18 protein-coding genes are annotated in these 18,585 nt (G+C 70.4%); 11 read left to right on the plus strand and 7 right to left on the minus strand.

Annotation, left to right across the window (positions count from 1 at the left end):
- The first annotated feature begins 214 nt into the window (after nucleotides 1–214).
- The 7 genes from FXF51_RS15350 to FXF51_RS15380 all read left to right on the plus strand — a co-directional run bounded on the left by FXF51_RS15350 (nucleotide 215) and on the right by FXF51_RS15380 (nucleotide 7,326).
- Nucleotides 215–3,055 carry a nitrate- and nitrite sensing domain-containing protein gene (locus FXF51_RS15350; RefSeq protein WP_187414385.1) on the plus strand — a complete coding sequence of 947 codons (2,841 nt, stop codon included), beginning with the start codon at nucleotides 215–217 and terminating at the stop codon, nucleotides 3,053–3,055.
- Complete coding sequence (locus tag FXF51_RS15355) at nucleotides 3,052–3,474, plus strand: roadblock/LC7 domain-containing protein (protein ID WP_080042345.1); 423 nt, start codon at nucleotides 3,052–3,054, stop codon at nucleotides 3,472–3,474. The genes FXF51_RS15350 and FXF51_RS15355 overlap by 4 nt, the downstream gene beginning before the upstream one ends.
- Complete coding sequence (locus FXF51_RS15360) at nucleotides 3,474–3,893, plus strand: DUF742 domain-containing protein (protein WP_372513467.1); 420 nt, start codon at nucleotides 3,474–3,476, stop codon at nucleotides 3,891–3,893. The genes FXF51_RS15355 and FXF51_RS15360 overlap by 1 nt, the downstream gene beginning before the upstream one ends.
- A 28-nt stretch (nucleotides 3,894–3,921) precedes the next feature.
- Nucleotides 3,922–4,461, plus strand: coding sequence for a GTP-binding protein (locus FXF51_RS15365; protein WP_225272275.1), 540 nt, complete (start codon nucleotides 3,922–3,924; stop codon nucleotides 4,459–4,461).
- Nucleotides 4,462–4,539: 78 nt separating this feature from the next.
- Nucleotides 4,540–5,919 (plus strand): aldehyde dehydrogenase family protein, encoded by a 1,380-nt coding sequence (locus tag FXF51_RS15370; protein ID WP_148435116.1) that lies wholly within the window; start codon nucleotides 4,540–4,542, stop codon nucleotides 5,917–5,919.
- A 4-nt stretch (nucleotides 5,920–5,923) separates the two neighbouring features.
- The gene (locus FXF51_RS15375; RefSeq protein WP_148435117.1) at nucleotides 5,924–6,358 is read left to right on the plus strand and encodes a DUF3598 family protein; all 435 of its coding nucleotides are present in this window, start codon (nucleotides 5,924–5,926) and stop codon (nucleotides 6,356–6,358) included.
- Nucleotides 6,355–7,326, plus strand: coding sequence for a nitrilase-related carbon-nitrogen hydrolase (locus FXF51_RS15380; protein ID WP_148435118.1), 972 nt, complete (start codon nucleotides 6,355–6,357; stop codon nucleotides 7,324–7,326). The genes FXF51_RS15375 and FXF51_RS15380 overlap by 4 nt, the downstream gene beginning before the upstream one ends.
- A gap of 6 nt (nucleotides 7,327–7,332) precedes the next feature.
- On the opposite strand, the gene FXF51_RS15385 is transcribed toward FXF51_RS15380, so the two are convergent.
- The 7 genes from FXF51_RS15385 to FXF51_RS15415 all read right to left on the minus strand — a co-directional run bounded on the left by FXF51_RS15385 (nucleotide 7,333) and on the right by FXF51_RS15415 (nucleotide 13,703).
- The gene (locus FXF51_RS15385) at nucleotides 7,333–8,124 is read right to left on the minus strand and encodes an ABC transporter permease (RefSeq protein WP_262379545.1); all 792 of its coding nucleotides are present in this window, start codon (nucleotides 8,122–8,124) and stop codon (nucleotides 7,333–7,335) included.
- A complete protein-coding gene (locus FXF51_RS61870; protein ID WP_262379546.1) occupies nucleotides 8,121–8,927 on the minus strand; it encodes an ABC transporter permease in 807 nt (268 codons plus the stop codon). The genes FXF51_RS15385 and FXF51_RS61870 overlap by 4 nt, the downstream gene beginning before the upstream one ends.
- Before the next feature lie 185 nt (nucleotides 8,928–9,112).
- Nucleotides 9,113–10,063 (minus strand): ABC transporter substrate-binding protein, encoded by a 951-nt coding sequence (locus FXF51_RS15395; RefSeq protein WP_187414386.1) that lies wholly within the window; start codon nucleotides 10,061–10,063, stop codon nucleotides 9,113–9,115.
- A gap of 78 nt (nucleotides 10,064–10,141) precedes the next feature.
- The gene (locus FXF51_RS15400; protein ID WP_148435120.1) at nucleotides 10,142–11,146 is read right to left on the minus strand and encodes a methyltransferase; all 1,005 of its coding nucleotides are present in this window, start codon (nucleotides 11,144–11,146) and stop codon (nucleotides 10,142–10,144) included.
- Between the two features lie 18 nt (nucleotides 11,147–11,164).
- Nucleotides 11,165–11,944, minus strand: coding sequence for an ABC transporter permease (locus tag FXF51_RS15405; RefSeq protein WP_148435121.1), 780 nt, complete (start codon nucleotides 11,942–11,944; stop codon nucleotides 11,165–11,167).
- Nucleotides 11,941–12,717, minus strand: a complete 777-nt coding sequence (locus FXF51_RS15410) for an ABC transporter permease (RefSeq protein ID WP_148435122.1) — start codon at nucleotides 12,715–12,717, stop codon at nucleotides 11,941–11,943. Before FXF51_RS15410 ends, FXF51_RS15405 begins: the two co-directional genes overlap by 4 nt.
- Nucleotides 12,714–13,703: an ABC transporter substrate-binding protein gene (locus FXF51_RS15415; RefSeq protein ID WP_262379547.1), complete on the minus strand. Its 990-nt coding sequence runs from the start codon at nucleotides 13,701–13,703 to the stop codon at nucleotides 12,714–12,716. The genes FXF51_RS15410 and FXF51_RS15415 overlap by 4 nt, the downstream gene beginning before the upstream one ends.
- Before the next feature lie 392 nt (nucleotides 13,704–14,095).
- Between FXF51_RS15415 and FXF51_RS15420 the strand changes: the two genes are divergently transcribed.
- From FXF51_RS15420 to FXF51_RS15435, 4 genes are all read left to right on the plus strand, one after another.
- Entirely contained in the window at nucleotides 14,096–17,107 is a 3,012-nt protein-coding gene (locus tag FXF51_RS15420) for a nitrate- and nitrite sensing domain-containing protein (protein WP_148435123.1), read from the plus strand.
- A gap of 67 nt (nucleotides 17,108–17,174) precedes the next feature.
- Complete coding sequence (locus FXF51_RS15425) at nucleotides 17,175–17,597, plus strand: roadblock/LC7 domain-containing protein (protein ID WP_020546542.1); 423 nt, start codon at nucleotides 17,175–17,177, stop codon at nucleotides 17,595–17,597.
- Between the two features lie 5 nt (nucleotides 17,598–17,602).
- Nucleotides 17,603–17,998 (plus strand): DUF742 domain-containing protein, encoded by a 396-nt coding sequence (locus tag FXF51_RS15430; protein ID WP_148435124.1) that lies wholly within the window; start codon nucleotides 17,603–17,605, stop codon nucleotides 17,996–17,998.
- Nucleotides 17,979–18,566, plus strand: coding sequence for a GTP-binding protein (locus FXF51_RS15435; protein ID WP_148435125.1), 588 nt, complete (start codon nucleotides 17,979–17,981; stop codon nucleotides 18,564–18,566). The genes FXF51_RS15430 and FXF51_RS15435 overlap by 20 nt, the downstream gene beginning before the upstream one ends.
- Nucleotides 18,567–18,585 lie beyond the last annotated feature (19 nt).

The following is an 18,585-nucleotide window of genomic DNA, read 5'->3' on the forward strand; positions in this document are numbered from 1 at the left end:
GTGGTTGGCCCTGGTCGGCCCGTGTGCTCAAATGGCGCATATCTCGATGGACAAAATTGCCCGACGTGAAAACCCGCATGTCACCGAGAATTCCCTCAAGGGCGAGAGGTTGCGAAGGCAAGTGAGAACGCAGAGCGCTGAAGCTTCCGCTGACCGCGAGCCGCACGGCCATCAGAAGCGACGGCTGCCCAATCCACCGTCAAAGAGATTCGGATTGGGCAACTGGCACGTGCGGTCGCGCCTCATCGCGCTGATCGTCGTTCCGACGGCCGTCGCCGTGGGCCTGGGCGGGCTGAACGTCGTCACCTCGCTCAGTGACGCCAACACGTACCAGACCCTCCGGGAGGTCGCCGAGCTGAGCGAGCAGCTCGGAGCCGTCACGCACGAGCTGTCCTTCGAACGCGACGAGACCGCCCTGTACATCGCCCAAGGCCGGCCGCAGGACCGCGAGGGGCAACTGGGCACCACCCACAGTCAGGTGAACAGCCTCATCGAGGAAGCCAAGCAGCGCGCGCGCGCTCTCTCCGAGACCCATGCCGAGGCCGTCCGCCCGGTGCTGCGCCGGCTTGAGGAGATCCCGACGCTGCGCGAGACGGCCATCGACGGCAAGATCCAGCCGCTGCCGATGATCCAGAAGTACTCGCAGATCATCGCCAGGCTGCTGCAGTTCCACGACCAGGTCGGCCAGGTGGCGGTGGACGACCAGGTGGCCGACAGCGCCAGCGCCATGGCCGCCATCTCGCGGGCCAAGGAGCAGGCCTCCAAGCAGCGCGGCATCCTGGCCAGCGCGCTGGACAACAAGAGCTTCGACAGCGGCGAGCTGGACGCGCTCACCGACGCCAAGTCGCGCGAGGAGAGCGAGGAGACGCTCTTCGGCGTCCTGGCCAACCTCGACCAGCTCGAGCTCTACCGCAACACCGTCGTGGGCCAGGACGTCGACCAGACCGACCTGTTCCGGCTGCGGGCCATGGCCCAGTCGGCCGAGGGCAAGGAGCTGAGCATCGGCGTGCGGCCCGACCGGGACGTGACCACCTGGGTCGAGGTCAGCACGGGCAAGATCGACGCGCTGCGGGTCGTGGAGAAGGAGCTGTCCTCCTCCGTCATCCTGCGCGCGCGAGGGCTGGAGGAGGCCGCCAACCGCTCGGCGATGATCTCCGGCGGTCTCATCCTGCTGCTGCTGATCGTCGTCATCGCGATCATCTCGCTCATCGCCAGCTCGCTCATCAGGCCGCTGCGCCGGCTGCGCCGCGAGGCGCTCGACATCGCCGGGCAGCGCCTGCCGGAGACCGTGCGGCAGTTGCGCGAGAGCACCGATGGCACGGTCCCGCCCGTCACGCCGATAGGCGTTGACACTCACGACGAGATCGGCGAGGTGGCGCGGGCCTTCGACGAGGTGCACCGCGAGGCGGTCCGGCTGGCGGGCGAGGAGTCCAGGCTGCGCAGCAACGTCAACGCGATGTTCGTGAACCTGTCGCGGCGCAGCCAGACGCTGGTGGAGCGGCAGATCACCCTGATCGACGGCCTGGAGCAGGGCGAGCAGGACGAGCAGCGGCTCGGCAACCTGTTCAAGCTGGACCACCTGGCCACCCGCATGCGCCGCAACAGCGAGAACCTGCTGGTCCTGGCCGGCCAGGACCCGCCGCGCCGCTGGAGCCAGCCGGTCAAGCTGGTGGACGTGGCCCGCGCCTCCCTGTCGGAGGTCGAGAGCTACGAGCGGGTCGTCCTCCAGGTGCCCGACGGGGTGTCGGTGGCGGGGCAGGCCGTCAACGACGTCATCCACCTGCTCGCCGAGCTGGTCGAGAACGCGTTGTCGTTCTCGCCGCGCGAGACCAGGGTGACGGTGTCCGGCAGCCGGATAGACGGCGGCGGCGTGATGTTGTCGATCACCGACTCCGGCATCGGCATGACCCAGGAGGAGCTGGTCCAGGCCAACGACCGGCTGATGGAAGCGCCCAGCGTGGACGTGTCGGTGTCGCGGCGGATGGGCCTGTTCGTGGTCGCCAGGCTGGCGCACCGGCACGGCATCCGCGTGCAGTTGCGCCCGCACAGCTCCGGCGGGCTGACCGCGATGGTGCTGATCCCGGAGAACATGCTGGGCTCCCAGGCTCCGGCCTTCGCGGGGATGCCGTCGTTCTCGGGCAACCAGCCGCCGTCCTTCCCGGGGAACCAGCCGTTCTCCCCGGACCAGCCGCCGCCCTTCCCGGCTGACCAGCCTCCGGCCTTCTCCAGCGATCAGCCCCCGGCCTTCGCGGGCTCCGCGACGGGCGGCCCCGGCGGCCCCGGCGGTTCTGGGGGCGAGCCGTACTCCGGGCCGCATCCCGCCCCGCCGGCCACCGACTGGCCGCAGCAGACGTTCCAGATGGGGCCCGGCCACCCGTCGTTCCCGTCGAACCCCGAGGCGGGGGGCAACTGGGGGAGCCCGACCGGCTGGCAGCCGGACCCGACCGCCTGGCCGTCGGAGCCGCGCAGCGGCTTCCAGAGCGGCGACATCTGGACCCCGCCCCGCGGCCCGGCCTGGAACGGAGACCGCGGCCTGCCCAAACGACCCGTCCCCGCACCACCGCCCGGCGGCTGGAGCCAGGACACCAACCCGCCGCAGCGACCGGGGTTCGACTACCCCGACTCCGAGTCCGCGACCGGCACCGACCCCATGCCGGCGGCACCGCCCGCGTCCGCCGGCGACGACTACCTGCCGATCTTCGCCGCGGTGGAGTCGGCCTGGTTCGGCCGCGACACGAACGGCGCGAGCTGGGGCTCCTCGAAGGCGGACGCGGGCTGGAGCGCGGCGGAGGCAGTGGTGGAACCGGTACGCGACGGCGCGACGGCGGCCGGCCTGCCCAAACGGGTGCCCAAGGCCAACCTGGTGCCAGGCTCGGCGGACACCCCGGCCTCCCCGCAGGGCGTGACACCGATGCCGTCGGTGTCCCCCGACCGGGTGCGCAACCGGCTCTCCAGCTTCCAGCAGGGCTTCCGGGCGGCCCGCGACGACATCACCGAGGGCAGGGCGCTCCCGCCCACCGGTCCCAAGCAGAGCGAGAGAGAGGAGGGAGTATGAACGACCTCAGCCACGCGGCACGCGGCGTCGACTGGCTGATCACGGACTTCGTCAGCACGGTCCCGGGCGTGGCGCACGCGGTGGTCGTCTCGTCCGATGGGCTGCCGCTGGCGGCCTCCGCGGGCTTTCCTGCTGACCGGGCCGATCAGCTGGCCGCCATCGCGTCGGGCCTGGTGAGCCTGACGCAGGGTGCGGCCAGGGTGTTCGAGGGTGGTGCGGTCAATCAGACGATCGTGGAGATGCAGCGCGGCCTGATGCTGATCATGTCGATCAGTGACGGCTCGTGCCTGGCGGTGCTGGCGGCGCCGGACTGCGACATGGGTCTGGTGGCGTATCAGATGACGCTGATGGTCGATCGCGCCGGTCAGGTGCTGACTCCGGCTGTGCGTGCCGAGCTGCGCGCCAGCCAGACCAGGTGATGTACGTGACGGACCCGAGATGGAACAGCGGCGGTTGGGCCCCTCCGCCTCAGCCCCAGTCCCAGTCGCAGCTGAATCCCGACCCCGCATCGCCCGTCCGCCCGTACGCGGTGACAGGTGGACGGACGGCGCCGCGGGTCAAGCTGGCGATGGAGGCCCTCGTGTCCTCGGCGACCGCCGAGCAGCGCGAGTTCTCCCACATCACGCCGGAGTACCAGGCGATCAGTCAACTGTGCCGGCAGGTGCGGTCCGTGGCAGAGGTGTCGGCCCTGCTGCGGATCCCGCTCGGCGTGGTCCGCGTGCTGATCGCTGACATGGCCGCCGAAGGTCTGGTTCGCGTGCATCAGCCACAGCTGGACGCCGGCAGGCCGGACGTCAATCTGCTCGAAAGGGTGCTCAGTGGACTTCGCAGGCTCTAGCCCCGGCCTCACCTCGACGAAAATCGTGGTGGCTGGCGGTTTCGGGGTGGGCAAGACGACGTTCGTGGGAGCGGTGTCGGAGATCATGCCGTTGACGACGGAGGCCGTCATGACGGACGCCTCCGCCGGGATCGACGACCTCGGCATGACACCGCTGAAGTCGACCACGACCGTCGCCATGGACTTCGGCCGGGTCTCCCTGGACCGCGACCTGATCCTGTACCTGTTCGGCACGCCCGGGCAGCACCGGTTCTGGTTCATGTGGGACGACCTGGTGCGCGGCGCCATCGGCGCGGTCGTGCTGGTCGACACGCGTCGCCTGGCCGACAGTTTCCCGGCGATCGACTATTTCGAGGAGGCGCAACTCCCGTTCGTGGTGGGCATCAACGGCTGGGACGGCCAGTACCCGCACAGCGACTCCGAGGTGCGCGACGCGCTTACGCTGGCGCCGCACATCCCGATGGTGCGGCTGGACGCCCGCAAGAAGGATTCGGTGAAGAACGCGCTGATCCAGCTCGTCGAGCACGCCCTGACCGTCCGCATGGCCGTCCCCGGCTGGGGCGGCTGACCTCCGCGAGCCCGTTGACGCGGGCCCGATCACATGATCACAATGGCTCCCGCCGAGCATCGCAGGAGCCCGCACCGCATGAACGTGAGGAACCCGATCACCGGGCAATCCGACAGACCGCTCGCTCCGATCCCGCCCGACCGGCTGGCCGCCGTCGCGACCGGGCTGCGCGAGCGGGCCCCCGCATGGCTGAGCGCCGATCGCAGCGCGGCCCTGTCCCGCTTCGGGGCCGCGCTGGCCGATGACGACGCCCTGCTCTCCGCCCTGGTGGCCGACACCGGCAGGGTGGGGGAGTCGCTGCTGGAGCGCCGGCTGGTGGCCGCGCTCATCGAGCGCTGGGTACGCCAGGCGCCCGCGCTGCTCGCCCCGCCCGCCGAGCGCCCGGCCTCCCTGCCAGGGGTTTCGGTGGCGGGCGACGCGGTGCCGTACGAGCTGGTGGGGGTGATCACCCCGTGGAACCTGCCTCTCCTGCTCGGCCTCATCGACGCCGTCCCCGCGCTGGCGGCGGGCTGCGCGGTGCTGGTCAAGCCGAGCGAGGTGACGCCCCGCTTCATCGAGCCGCTCATGCGGCTCGTCCCCGACGAGCTGCCGCTGCGGGTCGTCGAGGGCGACGGCGGCACGGGTGCGGCGCTGGTGGACCTGGTGGACGCGGTGGTGTTCACCGGCAGCGTCGCGACGGGGCGGCGGGTGGCGCTGGCGGCGGCCCGCGCGTTCGTGCCGGCGTTCCTGGAGCTGGGCGGCAAGGACCCGGCGATCGTGCTGGCCGGAGCCGACCTCGACCGCGCCGCGGCGGCCGTCCTGTGGGGCGGGACGGCGAACGCCGGGCAGTCCTGCCAGTCCGTCGAGCGGATCTACGTGGCCCGCGAGGTGCACGACGAGTTCCTCGACCGGCTCGTGGCCGCGGCCGGGCAGGTCGGCCTGACCTGCGAGGGCGGCCCGATCGGGCCCATCATCAAGCCGGGCCAGGAGGACGTGATCGCCGCCCACCTGGCCGACGCCGTGGCCAAGGGCGCGACCGTGCACACCGGCGGGCGCATCGAGCGGCACGGCGGCGGCCACTGGTGCCGCCCCACCGTGTTGTCGGGCGTCGATCACGGCATGCTCGTCATGACGGAGGAGACGTTCGGCCCGGTGCTGCCGGTCATGGCGGTGTCCGGGCCCGACGAGGCGGTCGCGCTGGCCAACGACTCGGTCTACGGGCTGTCGGCCGCCGTCTTCGCCGCAGGAGAGGAGCAGGCCCGCGCCGTCGCGGCCCGCCTCCAGGTCGGCGCCGTGAGCGTCAACGACGCCGGGCTGACCGCGCTCGTGCACGAGGGCGAGAAGAACTCCTTCCGCCTGTCGGGCCTGGGCGGCTCGCGCATGGGCGCGGCCTCCATCAGCCGGTTCCTGCGCCGCCGGGCCTTCCTGGTCAACCGATCCGACGCCGCCGACCCGTGGTGGCACAGCACGAAGGAGTGACCGGATGGGACTGCGCGAGCAGATGCCGCTGCTGGCCAGGCACGAAGGCGAGTGGGAGGGCGAGTACCGCCACGTCGGCCCCGACGGCGAGCTGCTCGACCGGCACCGGGTGCGGATGACCTGCGAGATCCGCGGCGAGGTCTACCACCAGACCAACCGCTACACCTGGGACGACGGCCGCACCGAGGTGCACGAGTTCCCCGGCGTGTATCTCGGCGGCGGGCGGTGCGGCTTCGACACCGAGCGGCTCAAGGGCGAGTTCTGGGAGCTGGACGACAGCACCATCTACCTGACCTGGCGGTTCAAGGGGGAGGACCTGCGGCTGTTCGAGCTCATCGTGCTGAGCGAGGACGGCCGCACGCGCAGCCGGGTGTGGCAGTGGCTGCGCGACGGGGTGTGCGTGCGGCGGACGCTGATCGACGAGCGGCGGGCCGGATGACCGCGTACACGGCGCTGGCGCTGCAGGTGCAGACCCGCCCCGGCGCGGGCATCGCGGCCGCGATCGACCGGATCGGCGCCCAGGTGGCGGGCTCGAAGGCGTGGCTCGGCCCTGAGCTGCGCCTGGTCGTGCTGCCCGAGTACGTGCTGACCGGCTTCCCGCTGCGGGAGAGCACCGCGCAGTGGCGCGACAGGGCGGCCATCGACCCCGGCGGCCCGGAGTACCGCGCGCTCGGCGCCGTCGCCGCGGATCAGGACGTGTTCCTGTGCGTCAACGCCTACGAGCGCGACGAGCACTTCCCCGACCTGTTCTTCCAGGCCACGGTGATCCTCGCGCCGTCGGGGGAGTGCGTGCTGCGCTACCGCAGGCTGCACTCGCTGTTCTCGCCGACGCCGTACGACGTGTGGGAGCGCTACCTGGAGATCTACGGCATCGACGGGGTGCTGCCGGTGGCGCGTACCGAGATCGGCAACCTCGCCGTGGTCGCCTCCGAGGAGATCCTCATGCCGGAGCTGGCCCGCGCGCTCGCGCTGCGTGGCGCCGAGGTGCTCTGCAACCCCACGTCGGAGGCGTCGTCACCGCAGCTCACGCCCAAGGCCGTCGCCCGCCGCGCCCGCGCCGTGGAGAACCTGGCCTGCGTGGTGTCGGCCAACAGCGGCGGCCTGACCGGCATCGCGATCCCCGGCGACTCCACCAACGGCGGCTCCGAGGTGATCGACCACCAGGGGCGGGTGCTCGCCCAGGCGGGGCCGGGCGAGACGCTGGTGGCGGCAGCCGAGCTGGACCTCGCCGCGCTGCGCCGCGCCCGGCTGCGACCCGGCATGGCCAACCTGCTCAGCCGGGTCAAGACCGGGCTGTGGGCCGGCGAGTACGCCAGGCACGACGTGGAGCGGCCCGCGAAAGGCGTACCCGATCGGGCGGTGCTCCGGGCGAGGCAGGTGGAGGCCATCGCCCGGTTGTTCGGCTGACTCCGGTCAGGTGTCGCCGGTGCGGGCGCTCGTGTGCCAGCCCAGCACCGCCCGCTCCACGCCGAGGAACGCCGCGTTGAGCCCGATGCCGAGCAGCCCGAGCAGCACGATCCCGGCCCACATGGCCGGGATGTCGAACTGGCTCTGCGCCTCCAGCATCCGGTGCCCGACCCCTTCGCTGCTGCCCACCAGCTCGGAGATGACCATCATGATGAGCGCCAGCGACACGCTCAGCCGCAGCCCGGCGAAGATCTTCGGAGCTGCGGCAGGCAGGATGATCTTCGTGAGGCGATGCCAGGAGCTCAGCCGGTAGACCGCGCCCGTCTCGATGTACTGCCGGTCCACGTGGCGGGCGCCGTCCATGCTGTTGATCAGCACCGGCCAGACGACGCCGTACACGATCGAGGCCACCTGCATCGGCGTGCCGACCTTGAACAACACCAGGAACACCGGCAGCAGCGCGGCGGGCGGAACCGACCTGCCGAAGTGCACCAGCGGCTCCACCAGCCCCGCCAGCCAGGACGAGCGCCCCAGCACCACCCCGACCAGCACCCCCGCCAAGCACGCGATCGACCACCCGGCGAACAGCCTGGACAGGCTCGGCACCAGGTCCGCCACCGCCTCGTCGGTCAGGAACACCCGCGACGGCGGCCCCGAGAACCACAGCTCCCGCAGCCGCGTCACGATCAGCGACGGCGGCGGGAAGTACGTGGCCTGCACCGACCGCGTGATCAGCTCCCAGGCCAGCACCGCCACGGGCAGCAGCCAGTACCACGCCACCCGCCGCACGACGCTCACGTGCCCTCCCCCGTCCGCGCGTGATGCCAGTGGAACAACCGCCGCTCACCGGCCGTGAACAGCAGATTCGCCGCCAGCCCGAGCACACCCGCCCACACCGTGGCCGCCAGCACCCTGTCGAGCCTGTTGGCGCTGCCCGCCAGCGACTGGAACGCCCCGATCCCGCCGCCGCCCGGCGCCAGCAGCTCCACGCTCACCGCCACGATCAGGGTGACCGCCACCGCGATCCGCACCCCCGTCGCGATGAACGGCGCCGCGCTCGGCAGGCTCACCCGCAGCACCACCGCCAGCCGGCCGAAGCCGAAGCTGCGCAGCGTCTCCTTGGCGAGCGGATCGACGTCGCTCAGGCCGTACATCGTGTTGATCAGCAGCGGCCACGAGCAGGTGTAGACGACCAGAGCGGTCTTGGCGTCGTGACCCTCGGGGAACAGGAACACCGCCAGCGGGATCAGCGCCACCGACGGGATCGGCCGCAGGAACTCCACCAGCGGGCGGGCCGAGCGCTCCATGAACGGCACCGTCCCGAACAGCAGGCCCGCGGGCACGGCCACCGCGATCGCGATCACCAGGCCCAGCAGGCACGGGCCGAGCGTGGCCAGCACGTCGGTCCTGAACTGGGCGTCCATCGGCAGGGTGGCCGCCGTGGCGAGCACGTGCGACACGTACGGCAGGAAGTCCGGGATCAGCCCGGTCCGGCCGGCCAGCTCGGCGGCGGCGAGGAATCCCACCACCCCGACGAAGCCCAGCACCGCGCGCCGGGGCCCGCCGCCGGCCGCGCCACGCCCGGCCCGGCCACCGCGCACTCCACGCCCATCGCCGCGCCCATCGCGACGCCCATCGCCGGGCCCACCGCCGGGCCCGTCGCTGCGCACGTCGCTGAGCCCGTCCCGCCCGGGTCCGGCGCCGGGCACCTCACGACCCGGCCTGGTGCTCGGCTCATCGCGCCCGGGTCCGGCGGCGACGGCGCCGCGGCCGGTCCGCCGACGAATCATCCGCCGACCGACGCGAAGAGCTGGGCCACGTCCACCTTGGCCTTCAGGTAGCCGTAGCCGTGCATGAGGTCGGCCAGCTTCTGCACGCTGGCCTTGTCGGCCTCCATGGTGAACGTCCCGAGCGTCATCGCCGCCGCCGTGTCCGCCGGGATCTGCGTGTACGTCGGCACGACCTCGTCGATGGCCTTACGATCGGCCCCGGCGATCTGCTGAGCCTTGGCCAGCGCCCGGTGGAAGGCCGCGGCCGTCTTCGGGTACTTGCTCACCCACTGCTCGGTGACGCCCCACCCGTCGATCGGCACGCCCTCGGTGACGCCGCTGGTGGTGTCGACGATCTGGGTGGCGCCGCTCTTCTTGGCCGCGCTCAGGAACGGCTCGACCAGCCAGGCCGCGTCCACCTTGCCCGTGGACAGCGCGCCGAGCTGGTCGGCGAACGACACGGGAACGAACTTGACGTCTTCCGGCCTGACGCCGGCGTCCTGGAGGTGGGCGTTGGTGACCGTCTGCCCCAGCGCCTTGAGCACGTTGACCGCGACCGTCTTGCCCTTGAGGTCGGCGACCGACTTGATGGGGGAGCCCTTGGCCACGACGACGGCGGAGACGTTCGGCGCGCCGCCCATGGTGTGCTGGAACAGCTTCAGCTTGGCCGCGCCCGAGTCGTTGATGGTCATGAGCACCACATAGCTCGTCATGAACGCGTCCATGCTGCCGTTAACGATCTTCGGCATGACCGCCGTGGGCGCCTGGATGATCTCGGTCTTGACCGTCAGGCCCTCCTCCTTGAAGAACCCGCGTTTCTCCGCGATGAAGAGTGAGGCAGAAGACGGCACCGGCACCACGCCGACCAGGAGCTGGGTCTTCTCCAGCCCGCCGGCGGACGTGGTGCCGGTGGTGCCGTTCTCTCCTCCTCCGCCTCCGCACGCGCTGAGCGCCAGCGCCACTGCCATACCCGCGACTACGATCCTGGTCAGTTGCATCGCCACTGCCTTTCTGAGTCCGGTGATCCGGCGGAGGCTGGGGAGAGGTCAGCGGCGCCTCGCCTCGATGAGGTTGGCGCCGGCGCCGAGTTCGACGACGTCGCTGATCACCAGCCCCGCATGGTCGAGCACGGCGGCGTACTCCTCGCGGCTGCGCTCGGTGCCGCCATTGAAGATCGCCAGCATCCGCATGTCAATGTCCTTGCCGAGGTGCGGCTCCTCACTGTCGGGGAGCACCACCTCCAGGATGAGGACGCGCCCGTCGTGGTTCATCGCCTCGCGGACGTTGCGCAGAACCCTGACCGCGTCGTCATCGTCCCAGTTGTGCAGGACGCTCGCCAGCAGATAGACGTCACCGCCTGCCGGAACCTCGGCGAACATGTCGCCGGAGACGACCCGCACCCGGTCGGCCAGGCCCTCGGCGGCCAGCGTCTGCCTGGCGTGCCCGGTCACGTACTCCAGGTCGAACAGCACACCCCGCATCTGCGGGTTGGCGTGCAGGACCGTGGCCAGGATGTGACCCTTGCCGCCCGCCACGTCCACCATGGTCGCGGTGGCGGGGAAGGTGTAGCGCTTGGCCAGGCCCTCGGTGAAGGGGATGGCCCTGGCGGTCATGTAGTCGTCGAACATCCGGCTGACGTCCGGGTGCCCGGCGAGGTGGTCGTAGATGAGGCCGTACCGCTTGATGAAGGCCGAGCTGCCTTCGCGCACGGTGGCGGGCAGCATGCCCATGGCGTACCAGAAGCTCTCCTCGCCGAGCATGCGGATCGACGAGCGGACGGAGTCGGGCACGTCCGAGCGCAGGGCCGTGCCCTTCTCCGTGAGGTCGTACGCGTCGGGCCCGGCCGCCGTGACGACGCCCATGCCGGCCAGCTCGCGCAGCACCCGGCGCAGCGAGGGGGCGTGCGCCCCGCAGCGCTCTGCCAGGTCGGCGGTGTTCAGCGGGCCGTGCGCGAGATGGTCGGCCACGTTCAGCTCCGCCATGGTCAGCAGAGCCGCGAAACGCGAGATGTCTCCTACGGCTCCCCATAAGAGGTCATCGGAATGCGGCATATGTCCTTCCAGGGGCGGTCACGGGTTGCGGGTGGCCTGCCGGTGCCAGACGAGCACGCGCCGCTCGGCCAGCACGAACAGGGAGTTCACGAGGTAACCGAGGATGCCGAGCAGCGCGATCGCCGCCCACACCCCGGCGCCGTCGAAACTGCGCTGCGCCTGCAGGAGCTGGTAGCCGATGCCGTCGCTACCGCCGATGAGCTCGCTGATGACCATGAGGATCAGGGCCAGCGAGAGGCTCAGCCGCAGCCCGGCGAAGATCTTCGGCGAGGCGGCGGGCAGCACGACCACCCGCAGCCGCTGCGCCCTGCTCAGGTTGAAGACGGTGGCCGTCTCGGTGTACGTGCGGTCCACCGCCCTGGCGCCGTCGATCGAGTTGAGCAGCACCGGCCACACCACGCCGAAGGTGATCGTGGCGAGCTGCGTGGCCAGGCTGTCCTGGAAGATCACGATGAGCGCGGGAAGCAGCAGGGGCGGCGGGATCGCGCGGCCGAACTCGATGAGCGGGTCCACGTAGTCGGTCGCCGCCCGGGAGCGCCCGAGCAGCATGCCCGCCACGATCCCGATCGCCGCCGCCAGGACCCAGCCGCCGAACATGCGGCCGAGACTCGGCAGGATGTTGTCGATCGCGTCGTCGGTGAGGAACACCGTGCTGACGGGGCCGGAGAACCACAGCTCGTACATGCGCACGACGATCGTCGTGGGCGGCGGGAAATCGGTGTCGCCGATCGCCCGGGCCGCCAGCTCCCACACGACGAGCACGACGGGGATCACCAGGAACTTGGAGAGCTTCTTCACGAGTCCGACGCTCCCGTCCGCATCCGGTGCCAGTGGAAGAGCCTGCGCTCCCCGGCCAGCAGCAGCACGTTCGCCAGCACGCCGATGACCCCGGCCCAGACCGTGGCCGCCATCACGAGGTCCGTTCTGTTGCCGCTGCCCGCGACGTTGACGTAGACGCCGATCCCGTTGATGCCGCCGGCCAGCAGTTCGGCGCTGACCGCCAGGACGAGCGCGATCCCGGCGGCGATCCTGACGCCCGTCGCGACGAACGGGGCCGCGCTGGGCAGGCTCACCCTGGCCAGCACGGCGAGGGGGCCGAAGCCGAAGCTGCGCAGCGACTCCTTGGCGACGGGGTCCACGTCGTGCATGCCGTAGAGGGTGTTGATGAGGATCGGCCAGACCGAGGCGTACACGATGACCGAGATCTTCATCAGCTCGTCCACCGGGATGAGCAGGATCGCCAGCGGGATGATCGCCACGGACGGGATCGGCCGCATGAACTCCAGCAGCGGCCGGATGGCGCGCTCCAAGGGGGTCAGCGCGCCGAGCAGCACGCCCACCGGCACGGCGATGACGGTGGCGAGAAGCAGGCCGAGCACCCAGTTCGTCAGGGTCGTGCCGACGCCCGCGACGAACTCGGCATCGGCCGGCAGGCGCACGGCTTCGAGCAGGATGGACGAGGGGGTGGGGAAATCGAGTTGCTGGTTGATCCCGAAGCGGATGAACAACTCCCCCAGAACGAGGAAGCCCGCGGCGCCGACGGCGCCGCGGAGCAGTCGTGCACCGGTCATCCGTTTGAGGCGGGAGCCGCGATGACGGACTTCACGTCGATGGCGCTCTTCAGGTAGCCGTACTCGAGCATGAGGTCGGCGACCTTCTGCAGGCGGTTGGCGTTCAGCTCACTGGGGTACGCGCCCAGCGTGATCACCGAGGCCGTCTTGGCGTCGATCTTCGTGTACTGCGGCAGCATGGCCTCGATCTCCTTGCGGTCGCTGGAGGCGACCTGCTGGGCCTTGGAGATGGCCCGCTGGAAGGCGGCCAGCGTCTTCGGGTACTTCGAGGCCCACTCCTCGGTGGCCATCCAGCCGGCGATGGGCAGGTCGGCGGTCTGACCCGTCATCGTGTCGGCCAGCTTGCGGAAGCCGTGCTGGCTCTGGTTGGCCGTGATGAACGGCTCGGTGATCCAGCCCGCGTCGGCCTGGCCGCTCAGGATCGCGTTGCCCATGTCGGGGAACGGCTTCTCCTTGAACGTGACGTCGTTCTCCGTCAGGCCCGCCACCTTGAGCTGCGAGGTGACCGCGAGCGTGGCGACGTTGCGCAGGTTGTTGACGAAGATGGTCTTGCCCTTGAGGTCCGCCACCGTCTTGATGGGGGAGTCCTTCGGCACCATGATGTTGAAGGTGTTCGGGCCGGCCTGGTACATGTCCGCGACCAGCTTGATCTTCTTGCCGGTGCTGACCGCGAGGAACGTCGAGACGTAGTTCGTCTGCGAGATGTCGAGCGAGCCGCTCTCGATCGCCGGAATGGCCGCGGCGCCACCGGTGATGATCTTCGGCGTGACGGTCAGGCCCTCTTCCTTGAAGAAGCCCTTCGCGTTGGCGATGTAGAGCGAGACCGGGTCCGGAATGGGGAGCGCCCCGACCGTGATGGTGGTTTTCTCCAAGCCGTTGCTGTTGGGCGCGGTGTCCGCGGTGTTGTCGGACCCGCCGCAGCCGGCAAGGGTGAGAGCGACTGTGACGCCGAGAACAATGGCGTGACAGCGCAGTTTGCGTGTCATGGGGGGGTTCTCCTACCAGGGGGAAGTCTTCTGGAGATCGGCACAGGTTGCCGGGCGTGAAGCGTACCGGAGGGGAGATCCGAACGGCAGCACTATGCCACGTTTATGCCGTTTATCTAGGAAATATGACTGTGCCCCGCTAAGTGTGTAAATAGTGCGATAAAGGGTGGTTAGTGGCTACATGTCCGGATTGGCGTGTTGGTTGCGCTCCGTGTCCAGGGGTTTGCCACGTGAACAATGTGTGAGTTGGAACGGTTGAAAACGGTCGAGACGTTGGCCTAAGTATGAGGTTTGTGCTCAAATTGGGCCTCGAACTTGCCTGCGATCACTCGTCCGTGTGACGAAGCCGCTGAGACCCCCCTGAAGCAGGCCATGGCGAGAGGTTGCCACCAGTGAGGACAACAACGACCGGCTCCGGTCGTGGTAGCGCTCCGGACGTTCCGGAAGAGTCTGCGGGCGGTGCGGCGCCGCAGAAGCCGCAGCACCAGCCCCGCTCGGGCAGCTCGTTCGCGCTGCGCAACTGGCGTGTGCGCACCCGCCTCATCGCTCTCATCGCCATCCCCACGATCGTGGCCGTGATCCTGGGCGCGCTGCGCGTCACCACCTCCATCAGCAGCGCGCAGCAGTACCAGCTCATCAACGACTCGGGACGACTGGTCGCCCAGATCGGTGAGCTCGCCCGCGACCTCGGCATGGAGCGTGACCTTGCCGCCCGCTTCGTCGCCGAAGGCAGGCGGGACGACGACAAGCTCAACAGCCAGCAGGGCATCGTGGACGCCAACGTCACCCGTACGCGGGCGCTGGCCAAGACCGTCGAGCCGTCGCTGTCGGTTCTCGGCGGCAGGATCCTCGACCGCATCGAGGTCCGGCTCAGCCAGCTCGCCTCGCTGCGGCAGACGGTCAAGGGCTCGCAGCTCCCGCCGCTGCCCACCGTGGAGAAGTACTCCGAGACCATCGCCGACATGCTGCAGATCTACGACGAGCTCGGACAGGGCTCCACGGACGAGCAGCTCATCGCGACGGCCGCCGCGCTGCGCTCCATCGCCCGCGCGGAGGAGGAGGCGTCCAAGCAGCGCGCGCTGCTGACGGTCGCGCTGGTGCGGGGCTCGTTCGAGGAGCCGGAGTTCAACGCCTTCCTCGACGCCCGCTCCCGCCGCGAGAGCGAACGGACCACGTTCAACACGGTCGCCACGGCGGAGCAGCGCCAGGACTTCAACAACACGGTGGCCAGCCGGAAGATCGGCCTCGCGGAGCTCTACATCAGCCGCGCCGTGCTGTTGAACAACAACGGCGACAACCTGCGCCGGCTCGACAGCAAGACGGCGAACGACACCGACAGCTGGTTCGAGGCCGTCTCCGAGACCGTCGACCGGCTCCACCAGGTGCAGAAGTCGCTGTCGGAGCAGGTGGCCACCCGAAGCACCGACGTCGCCGGCGGCGACAGGCAGCTCGCCGCGATCAACATCGGCATCGTGGTCGCGCTGCTGGTCCTGGTCCTCGCGATCACCGCCCTGATGGCCGGCTCGCTGGTACGCCCGCTGCGCCGCCTGCGCGGCGACGCCCTGAAGATCGCCGGCCACACGCTGCCCGACCTGGTGCGCCAGCTCCGCAACACCGACGTGGACCCCGACCAGCTACGCGTCCCGCCCATCGAGATCAACTCCAGGGACGAGATCGGTGAAGTGGCGCGGGCCTTCGACGAGGTGCACCGCGAGGCGGTCCGCCTGGCCGGTGAGGAGTCGAAGCTCCGCAGCAACGTCAACGCGATGTTCGTGAACCTGTCACGCCGCAGCCAGACGCTGGTCGAACGGCAGATCACCCTGATCGACGGCCTGGAGCAGGGCGAGCAGGACGAACAGCGACTGGGCAACCTGTTCAAGCTGGACCACCTGGCCACCCGCATGCGCCGCAACAGCGAGAACCTGCTGGTCCTGGCCGGCCAGGAGCCGCCGCGCCGCTGGAGCCAGCCGGTCAAGCTGGTGGACGTGGCCCGCGCCTCCCTGTCGGAGGTCGAGAACTACGAGCGGGTCGTCCTGGAGGTGCCGGAAGGCGTCTCCATCGCCGGCCAGGCCGTCAACGACGTCATCCACCTGCTCGCCGAGCTGATCGAGAACGCGCTGTCGTTCTCGCCGCGCGAGACCCGCGTGCCCGTTTCGGGCAGCCGCATCGACGGCGGCGGCATCATGCTCTCCATCAGCGACTCCGGCATCGGCATGACCGGCGAGGAGCTGGCGCAGGCCAACCTCCGCCTGACCGACGCGCCCACCGTGGACGTCTCCGTCTCGCGCCGCATGGGCCTGTTCGTGGTCGCCAGGCTGGCGCACCGGCACGGCATCCGCGTGCAGTTGCGCCCGCACGGCTCCGGCGGCCTGACCGCCATGGTCCTCATCCCCGAGTCGCTGCTCGGCGCGCAGGCCGCCCCGGTCGGCACGCCCGCCGCCGGCGGCCAGCCCAGGGAGGCGTTCCAGACGCCGCAGCCCGCGGCCGCCAGCCCCTGGCCCGCCTCGTCGTTCCAGCTCGGCCCCGGCCATCCGTCGTATCCGTCGTACCCGTCGGAGCCCGTCCCGCAGGGCGGTGGCGGCGGATCCTGGGCGTCGGGCCCGGCCTTCCCCGCCGAGGCGGGCGGCTGGATGTCGTCCGACTCGTCCAACGACGTCTGGGTCTCCTCGCGCGGCCCGATGACCGGCGACAGCGGCCTGCCGCAGCGGGAGAGCAGCCTGCCGCAGCGCGGCGCGCTGCCCGACGAGACCCGCCCGTGGACGCGCGGCCCCGAGCAGCCGCTGCCGACGAGGGGCGGTTTCAACAGCTTCGCCGAGCCCGACACGGCCAGGGGCGGCTTCCCCAGCTTCGCCGAGCCGGACACGGCGAGAGGCGGCTTCCCCAGCTTCGCCGAGCCGGACACGGCCAGAGGCGGCTTCCCCAGCTTCGCCGAGACCGAGTCGGCGAGAGGCAGCTTCAACAGCTTCCCTGAGACCGAGTCGGCCGCGACCGGCCCGATGCCCGCCGTCAAGCCGGCCTCGGCAGGGGACGAGTACCTGCCGATCTTCGCCTCGGTGGAGTCGGCCTGGTTCGACCACAACGCGGCCGAGGCCAACGCCACATGGGGCTCGGCCAAGGCCGACGCGGGCTGGAGCGCGGCGGAGGCCGTACGCGAGCCGGCGCGCGACGGCGCGACAGCCGCGGGCCTGCCCAAGCGGGTGCCCAAGGCCAACCTGGTGCCCGGCTCGGCGGACACCGTCTCGGCGCCCAAGGGCGTCGCACCGATGCCGGCGGTCTCACCCGACCGGGTGCGCAGCCGGCTCTCCAGCTTCCAGCAAGGCTTCCGGGCCGCGCGCGACGACATCAGCGAGGGACGGACGTACGGGTCCGGCCCGAGAAGTGACAGTAGGGATGAGGGCGCATGAGCGAGCGTAGCGAGCGGCCAGTCACACACAGCCGACTGTCGTTCATGCGATCGACGAAGGAGAACGCATGAATGACCTGAGCCACGCGGCACGTGGGGTGGACTGGTTAATCACCGACTTCGTCAGTACCGTTCCGGGAGTCGCGCACGCGGTGGTCGTCTCGTCCGACGGATTGCCGCTGGCGGCGTCGTCGGGCTTCCCCGCCGACCGGGCCGACCAGCTTGCCGCCATCGCGTCGGGCCTGGTGTCGCTGACCCAGGGCGCCGCCAGGGTGTTCGAGGGTGGCGCGGTCAACCAGACGATCGTGGAGATGCAGCGCGGCCTGATGCTGATCATGTCGATCAGTGACGGCTCGTGCCTGGCGGTGCTGGCCGCACCGGACTGCGACATGGGTCTGGTGGCGTATCAGATGACGCTGATGGTCGACCGCGCCGGTCAGGTGCTGACTCCGGCTGTGCGTGCCGAGCTGCGCGCCAGCCAGACCAGGTGATGTAGGTGACGAACTCGTGGAACAGCGGCGGCTGGGAGCCCCCGCCCCCGCCTCCCAGCCATGACCCCGCCTCCCCGGTGCGGCCGTACGCCGTGACGGGCGGGCGGACCGCGCCCAAGGTCAAGCTGGCGATGGAGGCACTGGTGTCCTCGGCGACCGCCGAGCACCGGGAGTTCTCCCACATCACGCCCGAGTACAAGGCGATCAGCCAGCTCTGTCTCCAGGTCCGATCGGTGGCCGAGGTGTCGGCGCTGCTGCGGATCCCGCTCGGCGTGGTGCGTGTTCTGATCGCGGACATGGCGGCGGAAGGCCTGGTTCGGGTGCATCAGCCGCAGCTCGAGGCAGGTAGACCGGACGTCAACCTGCTGGAAAGGGTGCTCAGTGGACTACGCAGGCTCTAGCCCCGGCCTCACCTCGACGAAGATCGTCGTCGCCGGTGGGTTCGGGGTGGGCAAGACGACGTTCGTCGGCGCGGTGTCGGAGATCATGCCGTTGACGACGGAGGCCGTCATGACGGACGCCTCCGCCGGCATCGACGACCTCGGCATGACACCGCTGAAGTCGACCACGACCGTCGCCATGGACTTCGGCCGCGTGTCACTGGACCGCGACCTGATCCTGTACCTGTTCGGCACGCCCGGGCAGCACCGGTTCTGGTTCATGTGGGACGACCTCGTACGGGGCGCGATCGGCGCGGTCGTCCTGGTCGACACCCGCCGCCTGGCCGACAGCTTCCCCGCCATCGACTACTTCGAGGAGGCGCAACTGCCTTTCGTGGTGGGCATCAACGGCTGGGACGGGTCGTACCCGCACAGCGACACCGAGGTGCGCGACGCCCTCACCCTGTCCCCGCACATCCCGATGGTGCGGCTGGACGCGCGTAAGAAGGATTCGGTGAAAACCGTCCTGATCCAGCTCGTCGAGCACGCGCTGACCGTCCGGATGGCCGTGCCAGGCTGGAGCGGCTAGCGGAGCGGATAGGCTGGAG

Origin of the sequence: Nonomuraea sp. PA05 (genome assembly GCF_008086045.1) — a bacterium.
In the GTDB taxonomy this organism is placed as follows: domain Bacteria; phylum Actinomycetota; class Actinomycetes; order Streptosporangiales; family Streptosporangiaceae; genus Nonomuraea; species Nonomuraea monospora.

Excerpts from the sequence above, each read along its gene's own strand:
- FXF51_RS15355 (WP_080042345.1), top strand. The coding sequence starts at position 3,052 with ATGAACGACCTCAGCCACGCGGCACGCGGCGTCGACTGGCTGATCACG.
- FXF51_RS15360 (WP_372513467.1), top strand. The coding sequence starts at position 3,474 with ATGTACGTGACGGACCCGAGATGGAACAGCGGCGGTTGGGCCCCTCCG.
- FXF51_RS15370 (WP_148435116.1), top strand. The coding sequence starts at position 4,540 with ATGAACGTGAGGAACCCGATCACCGGGCAATCCGACAGACCGCTCGCT.
- FXF51_RS15375 (WP_148435117.1), top strand. The coding sequence starts at position 5,924 with ATGGGACTGCGCGAGCAGATGCCGCTGCTGGCCAGGCACGAAGGCGAG.
- FXF51_RS15380 (WP_148435118.1), top strand. The coding sequence starts at position 6,355 with ATGACCGCGTACACGGCGCTGGCGCTGCAGGTGCAGACCCGCCCCGGC.
- FXF51_RS15395 (WP_187414386.1), bottom strand. The coding sequence starts at position 10,063 with ATGGCAGTGGCGCTGGCGCTCAGCGCGTGCGGAGGCGGAGGAGGAGAG.
- FXF51_RS15400 (WP_148435120.1), bottom strand. The coding sequence starts at position 11,146 with ATGCCGCATTCCGATGACCTCTTATGGGGAGCCGTAGGAGACATCTCG.
- FXF51_RS15410 (WP_148435122.1), bottom strand. The coding sequence starts at position 12,717 with ATGACCGGTGCACGACTGCTCCGCGGCGCCGTCGGCGCCGCGGGCTTC.
- FXF51_RS15415 (WP_262379547.1), bottom strand. The coding sequence starts at position 13,703 with ATGACACGCAAACTGCGCTGTCACGCCATTGTTCTCGGCGTCACAGTC.
- FXF51_RS15425 (WP_020546542.1), top strand. The coding sequence starts at position 17,175 with ATGAATGACCTGAGCCACGCGGCACGTGGGGTGGACTGGTTAATCACC.